This is a genomic window from Halomonas meridiana (assembly GCF_009846525.1).
In the GTDB taxonomy this organism is placed as follows: domain Bacteria; phylum Pseudomonadota; class Gammaproteobacteria; order Pseudomonadales; family Halomonadaceae; genus Vreelandella.
The window spans coordinates 3017380-3030972 of record NZ_CP024621.1 but is presented as its reverse complement, the minus strand read 5'-3'; the positions used below and the strand labels follow the sequence as shown (position 1 = coordinate 3030972).

Below are 13593 nucleotides of genomic sequence, written 5' to 3'. Positions count from 1 at the left end.
TCACCGATTGCCACGCAGCGATTAGGTAAGCTTTGTGCAAAAAGTGTGCAACCCGACGTGACGGGGCTTTTTTGCACCAAACGCTGACGCAGCAAGCAATAGCTGCCATCATTCATATGAAAAGCCATAGACTCCCTGGTCTGTATGACGTTATGAAAAACACCGCCACCCGCGACAAACTCATTGATTCTGGTGCCGAGCTGATTGCCCAGCAGGGCTATAACGCGACGGGTATCAATGCTGTATTAAAAACCTGCGGTGTCCCCAAAGGCTCGTTCTACCACTACTTTTCTAGCAAAGAAGATTTCGGCTTGGCGGTCATTGAGCGCTTCGCCGACGATTACGATGCGTCGTTAGCGGCGCTGCTGGAAGACTCCTCCCTGCCGCCCCTTGAGCGTTTGCGCCGCTACTTTGCCACCGGGCGCGCCCATATGCTCGACTGCGATCACACCACCGGCTGCTTGATCGGTAATCTGGGCCAGGAGTTATCCGGGCAGAGTGATACCTTCCGTGACGCCCTGAATTTGGTGTTTCAGCGTTGGGAAAAACGCTTTGTGGTCTGCTTGAGCCAAGCCCAAGCCGACGGCACGATCAATACCGCCGTTGCTCCTGAGGCGCTGGCCAGCTTTATTCTCTCCGGTTGGGAGGGGGCGATTCTGCGGGCCAAAACGCTTAAATCTCTGGCTCCTATGGAACACTTCGAGGCCATTTTGTTCGATCACGTACTGCCCCCCCGCTAGCCTGCCAAGCATCAATGGCGGGCGCGGAAGTGGTAATCCCCGCTAGGCACGTCGTTGTTAACGGCGGCGAGCAGCGAGGCATCCAGCGACGGGTCATCCAGCGCGACCAAGCCGCACTGTGACAGCGCGTCTCGCAGGCTAATTTGCTCATCCAAGCGTTGATAAACCACGCGCACGCAGCAAGGCATGCGCTCGCTATTATCTGCCACGCCCATTTTCAGGCCCGTTAGCCGCGTGACCTGGCTTTGAAAGCTGGGGAATAGAATGGTCTGGGTGATCTCGTGACCGTTGAGGGTTTCGTGGTCTACCAAAAACAGCCGGTCGGCCAGCTTGACCGCCGCCCCGACATAGCGGTTATGGCAGGGGCGCTTACCCGGCACCACCTGCATTCGCTCTGTGCGCTGATACACCACGCCACCTTCTCGCTCTTCCAAACACACCAGCGTGCGCATTAAATAGCCGGGGCGCGACATAGAGTGATAAAGCTCGAAATAGCGCCCTAGATAGCGCTCCATGCCTTCGCTGCCGCGCTGAATTAGCGCGTTGGGCCAGGGCAGCGAGGTGCTCGCGGTGTCGGCATTGAGCTGGCCGGTTTGTACCAGCGCCCGAAAATCGTGGTGAGGCATGGCAATGTCGTCCGGCGTGACGCCAAAAAAGTGGCAAATACGCTGGAGCGCGGCATGGCTGGGGTAGTAGCGTCCGCTGAGGTAGCGGTTGAACTGCGCCCGGTTGATGGGCAGGCGACGACACACGTCGGCAATGGAAGGGTAGTAGCTGCACAGCAGGCGCAAATTGGCCACAAATTCATCATGCATGGGCGAGACTCGAGGCTCTTGGGCGGTGGCGGTGCGGCTAATGTGCCGCCTTGCGCCCAAGAGTGCAACGGCTCGCTCTTTACGTCCGCTTAAAATAAGCGGTGCGCGTGGTTAGAAGCCCTCTAACACCAGCTTACCCACGGTGCGGTTGCTCTCGATCAGCGCGTGAGCGCGCGTTAGATTGTCGGCAGTGATGGGGCCAAGCACCTCGCCCAGCGTCGTGGTTAAACGGCCGCTATCCACCATGGTGGCGACTTCAGCCAATAAATCGTGCTGCTTGGCAATGTCCTCGGTGGTAAACAGCGGCCGCGTGAACATCAGCTCCCAGTGCAGTGACAGGCTCTTGAGCTTGAGTTTGCGCACGTCGATCAGCTCCGGGTCATCGATCAGCGCCAGTTTACCCTGGGGCTTCAAGGCATTGATGATCGCCTCAAAGTGGTGGTCGGTTTGGTTCAGGCTGATCACCATATCCACCTGCTCGTAGCCTGCGGCGTTGAGCGCTTCATCCAGCGGCTGGTGGTGGTCGATCACTGCATCAGCGCCTAACGACGTGACCCAGGCTTGGCTTTCCGGGCGAGAGGCCGTCGCAATCACGGTGATATCGGTGAGCTGCTTGGCGAGCTGAATCAGAATCGAGCCAACACCCCCCGCAGCGCCTACCACTAACAGGGTTTTGCCTTTGGTGTCGCGCATGCCCAGCTCTAGGCGGTCGAACAGCAGTTCCCAGGCGGTAATGGCGGTTAACGGCAGGGCGGCGGCCTGGGCGTCGGAGAGGCTCTTCGGCGCTAGGCTGGCGATGCGCTCATCGACCAACTGGTACTCAGCGTTGGAGCCTTGGCGTGCGATGCTGCCCGCGTACCACACCCGGTCACCCGGCTGAAAGCGAGTGACCGCACTGCCCACGGCATCGACCACGCCCACCGCGTCGTAACCCAGCACGCGCGGCTCGCCGCCTTCGGGCAGCGCGCTCTTGCGCACCTTGGCATCCACCGGGTTAACGGAAACCGCACTCACCGCGACGCGAATATCGTGGGGCTCGGGGGTGGGCAGCGGTAGCTCGACGGCGTGCAGGGCGTCTGGATGATCGATCGGCAGGCTTTTGGTAAACGCAAATGCTTTCATAGTGGCTCTCTGAGGGATGATGAATGGCGTCATCATGCCTGGGTGTCGTTTTATGAAAAAGAGGGCTAATGTAGCTAACAGTTTCTCATTTTCTTTGAAAATAAGGGCGCCATCGACCCATGCGTACCGATGACCTAAACGTGCTTGTCTACGCCGCCGAGCACGGCAGCCTTTCCGCCGCCGCGCGGGAGCTGGCGATTACCCCGGCGGTGGCTAGCGTGGCGATCAAACGGCTTGAAGACGCGTTAGGCACGCGGCTGCTGATACGCTCTACCCGCAGCTTGCGGCTAACCCCCGCCGGTGCGCACTATTTAGTGCATGCGAAAACGGCGCTGCGTGCCCTTGCCGAAGGGGAAAAAGAACTGCACCGCGAGCGCCAAGATATTGCGGGAGAACTCAGCCTTTCCATGCCGTCTGATCTAGGCCGCAACGTGCTGCTGGGCTGGCTGGATCGCTTTATGGCAAGGCATCCGCAGCTGCGCCTGCGGCTTCGGGTGAGTGACCGGGTGAGCGATCTGTTTCGCCAGCCGGTGGAGATTGCCCTGCGCTACGGCGTGCCGGAGGATTCCAGCTTGGTAGCCCTGCCGCTAAAAAGCGATAACCACCGAGTGGTGTGCGCAGCGCCAAGCTATATCGCGCGCCACGGCGAGCCTGCCACTCCAGATGAATTACGCCAGCACAACTGCCTCTGCTTCAACCTAGGTGAGCGGGTGCACAACCAATGGCAGTTCGGCAGTGAGCGTATCAGCGTGCAGGGTAATCGGGTGAGCGACGATGCCGAGTGTGTGCGCCGCTGGGCGCTGGCGGGAGAGGGCATTGCCTACAAATCTCGCTTGGATGTTCAGGCAGACCTCGATGCAGGCCGCTTGGTGGCGCTGTTGGCCTCGTTTGCTACCGAGCCCGCGCCGCTGTATCTCGTCTGCCCGCATCGGCTGTCGCTCACGCCGGCTGTGGTCGCGCTGAAAGACTTTCTGATCGAACGGTTACAAGAGGACGCCAAGTGAAGAGCATTATCTATCCGCGAGGAGCTAGCCATGTTTGAGGGGTTTGAGAAACAGACACGCCGCGTTAACGGCGTCGATATTGCTTATCGGATGGGCGGCAGCGGCCCGGCGCTGCTGCTGCTTCACGGCCACCCGCAGACCCATATGATTTGGCACAAAGTCGCGGGCACGCTTGCCCAGCACTTTACGGTGATTGCCGCCGACCTGCGCGGTTACGGCGATAGCGGTAAGCCGGATGACGACGCAGAGCACTTCAATTACGCCAAGCGCACCATGGCCGCCGATATGGCCGAACTAATGAGCGCGCTGGGGTTCGAGTGTTTCAAGGTACTGGCCCACGACCGTGGCGCGCGGGTGGCACACCGCTTAGGGGTAGACCACGCAGCACGCGTCGAGCGCATGGTGCTTTTAGATATCGCCCCCACGCTGGCCATGTACCGTGGCACCAACGAGGCGTTCGCCCGCAGCTACTGGCACTGGTTCTTTCTGATTCGCCCTCAGCCGCTGCCAGAAATGCTGATTCAAGCCGATCCCGCTCAGTACTTAAAAAGCGTGATGGGCGCCCGCAGCGCGGGCATGGCACCGTTCGCCCCAGAAGCGCTGGCGGAGTACGAGCGCTGCCTGGCGCTTCCCGGCACGGCCACCGGTATCTGCGGCGACTACCGCGCCAGCGCAACTATCGATTTAGAGCACGATCAGGCGGATATCGATGCGGGTGTGAAACTGACCTGCCCCATCAACGTGATGTGGGGTGCCCAAGGGGCGATTAAAGCCTGCTTTGATGCCCTGGGCGAGTGGCGCAAGGTAGCGACCCAGGTAGAAGGCAAGGCGCTGCCTTGCGGGCACTATATCGCCGAAGAGATTCCTGACGTGCTGTTAGAGGAAGCGCTGCCGTTCTTGCTGGTTCCGCAATAAGCGATTCACGCGACTGCCCAAGACGAAGCGGGCAAAAAACTGGATAATGGCCGCCATTCGCCTGATGCGTTGGCGCTCAGGCACACTCATTACTCCGGACGCCCGCTTATGGAAATCAAAGTTAACTATCTCGACAACCTCCGCCTGGAGTCCAAGTTCGACGATTTTACGGTCATCTCCGACCAGCCGATTCGCTACAAGGGCGACGGCTCGGCCCCTGGCCCGTTTGACTACTTCCTGGCGTCGTCGGCCATGTGTGCCGCCTACTTCGTCAAGGTGTACTGCAACGCGCGCAATATTCCCACCGAGAACATTCGCCTGTCGCAAAACAACATCGTCGATCCGGAAAACCGCTACAAGCAGATCTTCAAAATCCAGGTCGAGCTGCCGGAAGATATCTCGGAAAAGGATCGCGAAGGCATCCTGCGCTCCATCGACCGCTGCACGGTGAAGAAGGTCGTTCAGACCGGCCCCGAGTTCCAGATCGAAGTGGTCGAGAACATCGACGAGGACGCCCAGGCGCTGCTGATGGGGGCGCCGGAAGGGGGCAGCACTTACATCGAAGGCAAAGACCTGCCGCTGGAGCAGACCATTGCCAACATGAGCGGTATTTTGGCCGACCTCGGCATGAAGATTGAGATTGCCTCCTGGCGCAATATCGTGCCCCACGTGTGGTCGCTGCATATCCGCGATGCGGCTTCGCCCATGTGCTTTACCAACGGCAAAGGTGCGACCAAAGAGAGCGCGCTCTGTTCAGCGCTGGGCGAGTTTATCGAGCGCCTGAGCTGCAACTTCTTCTACAACGATCAGTTCTTCGGTGAAGAGATCGCGAACAGCGAATTCGTTCACTACCCTAACGAGAAGTGGTTCAAGCCAGGACCGAATGACGAGCTGCCGAAAGGCATTCTCGACGAGCACTGCCTGGCGATTTACAACCCGGAAGGCGAGCTGGGTGGCTCGAACCTGATCGATACCAACTCGGGCCGCGAAGATCGCGGCATCGTTTCGCTGCCCTTTGTGCGCCAAAGCGATGGCGAAACGGTCTACTTCCCCTCCAATCTGATTGAAAACCTGTTCCTCAGCAACGGCATGAGCGCGGGCAACACCCTGGTGGAAGCCCAGGTGCAGTGCCTTTCAGAAATTTTCGAGCGGGCGGTGAAGCGGGAGATCCTTGAGCAGGAGCTAACCCTGCCGGATGTACCGCAGGAAGTGTTAGCAAAGTACCCAAGCATAGTAGAGGGTATTAACGCTCTGGAAGCCCAGGGGTTCCCAGTGTTGGTCAAAGATGCCTCCATGGGCGGGCAGTTCCCGGTGATGTGCGTCACCTTGATGAACCCGCGCACCGGCGGCGTGTTTGCCTCCTTCGGTGCCCACCCAAGCTTTGAAGTGGCGCTGGAGCGCAGCTTGACCGAGCTGCTCCAAGGCCGCAGCTTCGAAGGCCTGAACGACCTGCCGCTGCCAACCTTCAACTCGCAGACCGTCTCTGAGCCCAACAACTTCGTCGAGCACTTCATCGACTCGGTGGGCGTGGTCTCCTGGCGCTTCTTTAGTGCCAAGCCTGACTTCGAGTTCAGCGAATGGGACTTCTCCGGCAGCAACGAAGAGGAAGCCGAGACCCTATTCGGTATTTTCGAAGAGCTGGGCGCGGAAGTGTACATGGCGGTGCATGAAGACTTAGGCGCGCCGGTCTGCCGCATTCTGGTGCCGGGCTACTCCGAGGTGTACCCCATCGAAGACCTGATTTGGGACAACACCAACAAGGCGCTGGACTACCGCGAAGATATCCTCAACCTGCACCGCCTGGATGACGAGCAGCTCACCGATCTCGTCGAGCGCTTGGAAGAGAGCCAGATGGACGACCACGCCGATATCATCACGCTGATCGGTATCGAGTTCGACGAGAACACCGTGTGGGGCCAGTTGACCATCCTGGAGCTGAAACTGCTGGTCTACCTAGCACTTGGCCGCCATGAAGAGGCGCTGGACTGCGTGCAGATGTTCCTTCAGTACAACGACAACACCGTTGAGCGCGGCCTGTTCTACCAGGCGGTGAACGCGGTGCTGGAAATTGAGCTGGACGACGAATTGGCGCTGGATGACTACCTGCCCAACTTCAAGCGCATGTTCGGCGAAGCGACCATGGAGGCGGTCGTGGGTTCAGTAGACGGCAGCGTGCGCTTCCACGGCCTCACGCCCACCAATATGCAGTTAGAGGGCTTGGATCGCCACCAGCGCCTCATCGAAAGCTACAAGAAGCTTCACGCAGCGCGGGCGGCAAAAGCGGGCCTCTAACGGCAGTTATCGGTGAGCAAAAACAGCGGTGCGTGGCCTTCAGTGGCCCGCACCGTTTTTTATGTGGTGCACTCTGGTGCAGTGATTGGCGCAGTGAGTGCAACCAACTGCACCGCTGCGCCAAATTTCATTGCAGGCTTGGCTTGGTACAACACTCTTCGCGCATCTCAATAGCAAAAAGACGCGGTCGTTAACGACGCAACTTCCATAACGCTCAATAATAACGCGGAGAGTATCCCATGCTCGATATGCTCAATGACCTCCTCTGGGGGAAGGTTCTACTCGTTTTACTGGTGGGAGTGGGGATCGGTTTTACCATTGCCTCCCGCTTTGTGCAGTTTCGCTACTTCGGTGAAATGTTTCGCATCCTGGGCTCAGGACAAGCTTTCAAGCGTAATCAGCACGGCCACTTAAGCTCCTTCCAGGCGCTGGTGCTGTCGGTGGCTGGCCGTGTAGGCGGCGGTAATATCGCTGGTGTGGCCGTGGCGATTACGCTGGGCGGCCCCGGTGCCGTTTTCTGGATGTGGCTGGTAGGCCTGATGGGCATGGCCACCAGCTTTCTGGAGTGTACGCTGGCGCAAACCTATAAAGAGGCCGAGGGCGACGGCACCTACCGTGGCGGTCCGGCGTACTACATCGTCAAAGGCCTGGGTAAGCAGTGGCGCTGGCTGGCGGCGTTCTACTCGGTACTGCTGCTGATTACCTTCGGCTTTGCCTTTACAGCCCTGCAGTCCTATGCCGTTGCCACCTCGTTTGGCGACGCCTTTGGCGTGCCGGTGCTGTACAGCGGTATCGCGCTGGCCATGTTGGTGGGGCTGATCATCTTTGGCGGTATCAAGCGTATTGCCCGTATTTCCGAGTATCTGGTGCCGTTCATGGCCGTGGGCTATATCGCCGTGGCGCTGCTGGTCATTGCGTTGAACATCACTGAGATTCCTGGCGTGATCGCGCTGATCGTGAAGAGCGCGTTTGGCCTGGAGCCGCTGGTGGGCGGCGGTATTGGCGCTGCCATCATGATGGGCTTGAAACGCGGCCTGTTCTCCAACGAAGCGGGCCTTGGCAGTGCGCCCAACGTGGCCGCCGTTGCCTACGTGCCGCACCCGGCCAACCAGGGCATCGTGCAGGCGTTCTCGGTGTTTATCGATACGGTGATTATCTGCTCGGCTACGGCGTTTTTGATTTTGCTTAGCGGCGTATACGACCCGGCCGCCGGAGCGGGCGTAGAAGGCATTGCGCTGACCCAGGCTGCCCTGGCAGACCACGTGGGCGAGTGGGGCCGTACCTTTGTGAGCCTGGCGCTGCTGCTGTTCGCCTTCAGCACCATTCTGTACAACTACTACCTGGGCGAGAACAGCCTGAACTTCTTCAGCCGCGATAACCAGAACCTGTTCAACGCCTTCCGCGTGGCGATTGTGCTGCTGGTGTGCTGGGGCGCGACCACGGATCTAGGCACCGTGTTCGGCTTTGCCGACGTGACCATGGGCCTCTTGGCGGTGGTGAACTTGGTGGCGCTGATTCTGCTGTTCAAATGCGGCCTGCGTATCATGAACGATTTCGATAGCCAGCGCCGTCAGGGCATCAAACAGCCGATTTTCGACGCTAATCAGCACCCGGATCTCGACCTGGATCCTAAAGCGTGGGAACTGGAGCCAGAAGAGGCCGAAGCGCTGAAGCAGCGTCTGGAAAGCGCGCCGGCGAAGTAAGTTCGGTTCTGTTCACTCGACTGTACATCAGGTAAGGAGCGCCCATGCCCCGCGTCCTCATGCTCTACACCGGCGGCACCATTGGTATGCAGCCATCGCCCCAGGGGTACGTGCCCAGCGCGGGGCTGGCCGAGCGCTTAGCGGCGCACCTGGCCTTGGGCGACCCTTATCGGCTGCCTGCTTTCGATGTGGTGGAAATGCAGCCACTGATCGATAGCGCCGAACTGATGCCCGAGGCGTGGAATCGCCTCGTAGCAGCGCTGGAAAGCCACTGGCAGGCTTACGAGGCGTTCATCATCCTGCATGGCACCGATACCATGGCCTATAGCGCTGCGGCGCTGTCGTTTATGCTCGGTGCGCTCAACAAGCCGTTGATCTTCACCGGCTCTCAAATTCCGCTGGGTGAGCCAAGATGCGACGCGCTGAACAACGTGGTCAGCGCGCTACAGCTGGCCGCTCATCCGGCTACCCCCTGCGAAGTGAGCCTGCTCTTTCATGACCGGCTGCTGCGCGGCAACCGCGCCCGCAAGGTGCGCACGCAAGGTTTGGATGCCTTCGACTCTCCCAACTTCCCTTGGCTGGCCGAGATAGGTATTGGCATTACCTTTCCCCAACCGTCGGTGCTGCTCAGCGGGGAGCCCAGTTTTTCACCCCTTCAGCTAGACGACGACGCGGTGGCGGTACTGCCGCTGCATCCAGGAATGTCGCTACGGCGTGCTAAAGCGCTGCTGGAAGATGCCACTCTCAAAGGATTGGTGATCTCAAGCTACGGCGTGGGCAATCCACCAAGCTTTGAAGGTGAACTGCTAAACGCCATGCAAGCCGCTAACGAACGGGGGGTGGCGCTGCTCAACGTCACTCAGTGTGCCCAGGGGGAGGTCGTTCAAGGCGCCTACGCCACGGGGGCGGCACTCAATCAAGCGGGCGTGATCGCCGGGGGCGATATCACGCTGGAAGCTGCCGTCGCGAAGCTTACCGTGCTGCTTGGCCAAGGGCTTTCTGGGCCAGCGCTGCGCAAAGCGCTCAGTGCGCCCATTCGCGGTGAAGCGACGGCCCGTTAGCGGGATGTCACGCTCAGTGCGGTCACGGTCAGTAAGATAATCCCCATGCCGACCATCTGAATCATCTCCAAATTTTCACCCAGCACCGCCACCCCAAACAGAGTGGCGGTGACCGGCTCGACCATGGCCACCATGGACGCTAACGCCGGGGCGGCGTGCTTGATGCCTACCACATAAAGCAGAAACGACAGGCCCGCGCCCAAAATACCTAACGCCATAAACAGCGGAAGCTCTGGTGCGCTGACCACGCTGATGGTTTGAGACAGATCGGCTGGCAGAATCAGAACGACGGCCAGCACCGTGAAGGCAATCGAAAGCACGGCGGAGGGGCTTCCATGGGGCGCGGCGTATTTGAAACCAAAAATGAACAGCGCGTAGGAAAGTCCCGCCAGTAGACCCGTGGCGACGCCCATCAGCGACAGGTCACCTGAGCCAATGGCGTACAGCTTGGTCAGTAGCACCACGCCGACCATGACCAGCGCGATGGCCAGCCACTTTGCCGCTGTGGGGCGCTCAAGCTTGAGCGCAAACGAAGCCAGATAGACAAACACCGGAGCGCAGTACATCAGGGTAGCCGCCACCGCCACGCTGCCGTGTTCGATACTGAGAAAGTAGAAGGTAAAGTTGCCCGCCACCCCCAGGCCCGCCACCACTGACCAGCACCATAGCGAACGGCTGGCCAAGCCGCGACTGCCCCGTTGCAATACAAGCCACACCAGTGCGAAGACGAGCCCGACAAAGCCGCGATAAAACGAGACCACGGCAGCGTCCCAGCCGCTATCTAACAGAATCCCCGCGATGCCTCCAGAAATACCCCAGAAGAGCGCCGCGAGCGCAATTAACATCGTGCTGGCGCCTGGCATGATTCACCTTTCGTCCATGAATGGTTTGGCGTGGCCTTGAAAGGTAGACGCTGTCACCAGTGAACGAAAGCGTGAGAGTCACTTCTTAACCAAAGAACCAGTAACACACAACAATGGCGGTAGTAATGCCCGACGCGTCGGCTACTAACGCGCAGCCCAAGCCGTGGCGAATGCGGGTGATGCCTACGGCACCGAAGTAAACCGCCAGCACGTAAAACGTGGTTTCGGTGCTGCCTTGGAAGGTGGCCGCCAGTAGCCCAGGGAAGCTATCGACACCAAAGGTGTTCATGGTTTCAATCATCATGGCACGGGAGCCACTGCCGGAGAGGGGCTTCACAAAGGCGGTGGGCAGCGCATCCACAAAGCGGGTGTCCCAGCCGATGCCCTCAACCAGCCAGCGGATACCGCCAAGCCCGGCATCCAGCACGCCGCTGGCGCGCAGCACTCCCACGGCTACCAGCATGGCAATCAGGTAGGGCAGTAGGGTGATGGTAAAGCTCAGGCCCTCTTTAGCCCCTTCGATAAAGGCGTCGTATACCTTCACTCCGCGCAGCGCGCCAACGACTAAGAACATGATAACAATGCTAAATAGGGTCAAATTGCCCACTAGGGTTGAGGCCGCCGCTAGCGCCTGAGCGGACATCCCCGCTAAGGTAGTGATCAATAGCCCTAACGCTAACGCAGCCGCCACTAAATAGGCCAACACGACCGGGTGCCAGAGCTTTAAACGCTGCATCACCGCTACCGCCAACAGCCCAGCCAGGCTAGAGGCGCTTGTCGCTAACAAGATCGGTAAAAATACCAGCGTCGGGTCGGCGGCTCCCTGCTGGGCTCGGTACATAAAAATAGTGACGGGCAGCAGGGTGAGCGACGACGTGTTAAGCACTAAAAACAGGATTTGCGCGTTGCTGGCGGTCTCACTGCTGGGATTAAGGCTTTGCAGCGAATGCATCGCTTTAATGCCGATCGGCGTGGCGGCGTTATCCAGGCCGAGAATGTTCGCCGCAAAGTTCATGCTGATTAGCCCCATGGCCGGGTGGCCACGGGGCACTTCTGGCATCAAGCGGCTAAACAGCGGGTCGAGTACCCGCCCCAGTAGTCGTATCAACCCCGCCTTTTCGGCAATGGAAAGAAACCCCAGCCACAGCGTCATGGTGCCCAGCAGCACCAAGATAATATCGACGCTCACTTTTGCCATATCGAACAGCGACTGCACCAAGCGGGCAAACACGTCGCTGTCGCCACCCACCAGCCACTGCCAGAGCGATGCCGCAAAGGCGGCAATAAAGAAGCTTAACCAGATTCCGTTGAGCATGGCGGGTAGGCGTCCTTGGTCATCAAAGAGGGTATGCGCTTGCTGCGTATCCTAACCAAGGAGCGCCCGTGCGTGCTAACTCGAAAGCGAAAGAAAGAACAGAATCAGCGGCGGGGAGAGCAGCGAGAGGATAAAGCCGCTCACCACGGCAATGGGCACGCAGGCCACGCCGCCGTGCTGCTGGATGACGGGCAGGGTGAAATCCATGGAGGTTGCCCCGCCGTAGCCAATCGCCAGCGCGGTGTGGCGGTGAATGACCAGCGGGATCAGGATAAACGCCAGTAGCTCGCGGGTAAGGTCGTTGAAGAACGCCACACCACCCATCAGCGGGCCAAGCTGGTCGCCAATCAGGATGGCTGAGAGTGAGTACCAGCCGAAGCCTGAGGCCATCGCGAGGCCCTCGTTCCAGCTCAGCGCAAGCAGCGGGGCGGCTAACAAGCCCGCTAGCAGCGAGCTAACGGCCAGCGTGACCGCAATGGCGAGCCCCAAGCGGTTGAGCAAAATTTGCTTCAGCGGCATACCGGAGTTGCGTAGCTGGCAGCCAATCAACACCAGCAGCAGGTACAGCACCCACTCGGCTAGCCAGTCAGCGGTGGTGAACAGCGCCTCGCCAACCATTGGCCCAAGCAGCAGCCCCGCAGTGACCCCCGCCGCCACCACGCCCACCAGCAGCAGCGAGCCCTGCATGGCGGCCAGCTTGCTGGTAGGCGCATCTTGCACTACCGGCGAGCCGCCCGCGCTTAAGCGCACTCGCCGAGAAAGCCACCATAGTGCGGCTAAGTTAAACAGCGTGGTGATGCTAAATAGCAGTAGGGCGTTGCCACCCAAGCGGGAGAGCTGGCTGCCCAAATTCTCAAGCCCGGCGAGGCTCACACCCATCAACAGCAGAATCAGGTACACCGAGCCGCTAACGGCTCGGTTGATCAGGTTCAGCAAGCGGGTCGAACGGACACGTACCAAGTAGCCCAAAAATAGCGGCAATAAAACGATCAATAGGCCAGAAAGCATTTAGGGAGCGTTACCCCCGGCGGGGTTGAATTGGGTCATGGTGAGCGTCGTTTGTCTGCGTCCCTCTTTCTCATACGTGGCAGAGAGGATGAGTCCCGGCCATTCGGGATGAAAATTGATCAGCAGGTGACGATCAGGCTTCTCGGCATCGATCAGCGTGACCTGTTTGGCCTCGAACTCACCGGCAGGCACGCGGGCTGTGGTGGGCGCATTCACATAGTACTGAAAGTTTTCGTCCCGCCCGCGATGGTCCACGAAGCTGATATCACAGGGGCTGCTTTCTGTGCAGCCCTCGGTGCCTGCCCGGCGGGAGAGGTCGAAAAGCGCGGCCTGACGGTCGATGGAGCTAATATCGCCCTCGTTGAGCTGATAGCTGTCACCCACACCGAAGAGCGAATAGCTGCTGTTGTAGAGCAGTGAATGAGTGCTGTCGTCGTCAATCGAAAAGCGGCTGCGCTCCTGGCCGCGGGCCACCGCAATGGAGAAGCTCATATCGCTCAACCAGTGCGAGCCCTCGTTGGTGAGCGTATGCGTGATGGTCGCGCCGGGCCAGCCGCGAATCTCTAGCCGGTACTGCGCCTCGAACGGTTGTGGAGACACCAATGACGCGCCGTCATCGGCAAGCGCAGCAGTGCTTGTCATCAGCAGGGCACCCAAAGCAGCGCCAATCAAGCCGCGTTGCGCGGCACGAGCGAGTGTGTGATGCAAAGGCCCTTCCTCCATCCAGTCTGTTGTCCTAAGAGCCTTTAGCGAGC

Annotated in this window: 12 protein-coding genes; 6 read left to right on the top strand and 6 right to left on the bottom strand. The window is 59.5% G+C overall.

The annotated features are described in order from the left end of the window. Window positions 1-152: 152 nt before the first annotated feature. Window positions 153-740, top strand: a complete 588-nt coding sequence (locus CTT34_RS14450) for a TetR/AcrR family transcriptional regulator (protein WP_159343058.1) — start codon at window positions 153-155, stop codon at window positions 738-740. Window positions 741-751: 11 nt separating this feature from the next. Here the strand turns inward: CTT34_RS14450 and CTT34_RS14445 are convergent, their stop codons facing one another. Together CTT34_RS14445 and CTT34_RS14440 are read right to left on the bottom strand one after the other, a co-directional pair. After that, window positions 752-1555, bottom strand: coding sequence for a helix-turn-helix domain-containing protein (locus tag CTT34_RS14445; protein WP_159343057.1), 804 nt, complete (start codon window positions 1553-1555; stop codon window positions 752-754). A gap of 111 nt (window positions 1556-1666) precedes the next feature. Beyond that, complete coding sequence (locus tag CTT34_RS14440) at window positions 1667-2677, bottom strand: zinc-binding alcohol dehydrogenase family protein (protein ID WP_159343056.1); 1011 nt, start codon at window positions 2675-2677, stop codon at window positions 1667-1669. A gap of 119 nt (window positions 2678-2796) precedes the next feature. Between CTT34_RS14440 and CTT34_RS14435 the strand changes: the two genes are divergently transcribed. The 5 genes from CTT34_RS14435 to CTT34_RS14415 all read left to right on the top strand — a co-directional run bounded on the left by CTT34_RS14435 (window position 2797) and on the right by CTT34_RS14415 (window position 9652). Beyond that, a complete protein-coding gene (locus tag CTT34_RS14435; protein WP_159343055.1) occupies window positions 2797-3681 on the top strand; it encodes a LysR family transcriptional regulator in 885 nt (294 codons plus the stop codon). A 30-nt stretch (window positions 3682-3711) separates the two neighbouring features. Continuing rightward, window positions 3712-4596, top strand: coding sequence for an alpha/beta fold hydrolase (locus tag CTT34_RS14430; RefSeq protein ID WP_159343054.1), 885 nt, complete (start codon window positions 3712-3714; stop codon window positions 4594-4596). Window positions 4597-4704: 108 nt separating this feature from the next. Further along, window positions 4705-6888, top strand: coding sequence for an OsmC domain/YcaO domain-containing protein (locus CTT34_RS14425; RefSeq protein ID WP_159343053.1), 2184 nt, complete (start codon window positions 4705-4707; stop codon window positions 6886-6888). Window positions 6889-7127: 239 nt separating this feature from the next. Continuing rightward, the gene (locus tag CTT34_RS14420) at window positions 7128-8591 is read left to right on the top strand and encodes an alanine/glycine:cation symporter family protein (RefSeq protein ID WP_159343052.1); all 1464 of its coding nucleotides are present in this window, start codon (window positions 7128-7130) and stop codon (window positions 8589-8591) included. A 44-nt stretch (window positions 8592-8635) separates the two neighbouring features. Beyond that, window positions 8636-9652, top strand: a complete 1017-nt coding sequence (locus CTT34_RS14415) for an asparaginase (protein WP_159343051.1) — start codon at window positions 8636-8638, stop codon at window positions 9650-9652. Here CTT34_RS14415 and CTT34_RS14410 read toward each other — a convergent pair. The 4 genes from CTT34_RS14410 to CTT34_RS14395 form a co-directional block, all read right to left on the bottom strand. Then, on the bottom strand, window positions 9649-10515 hold the full coding sequence (locus CTT34_RS14410) for a DMT family transporter (protein WP_159343050.1): 867 nt from the start codon (window positions 10513-10515) through the stop codon (window positions 9649-9651). The genes CTT34_RS14415 and CTT34_RS14410 overlap by 4 nt on opposite strands. Window positions 10516-10600: 85 nt before the next feature. Beyond that, a complete protein-coding gene (locus CTT34_RS14405) occupies window positions 10601-11830 on the bottom strand; it encodes a nucleoside recognition domain-containing protein (protein WP_159343049.1) in 1230 nt (409 codons plus the stop codon). Between the two features lie 75 nt (window positions 11831-11905). Next, window positions 11906-12838, bottom strand: a complete 933-nt coding sequence (locus CTT34_RS14400; RefSeq protein ID WP_159343048.1) for a LysO family transporter — start codon at window positions 12836-12838, stop codon at window positions 11906-11908. Next, window positions 12839-13561, bottom strand: a complete 723-nt coding sequence (locus CTT34_RS14395; protein WP_159343047.1) for a hypothetical protein — start codon at window positions 13559-13561, stop codon at window positions 12839-12841. Between the last annotated feature and the right edge of the window lie 32 nt (window positions 13562-13593).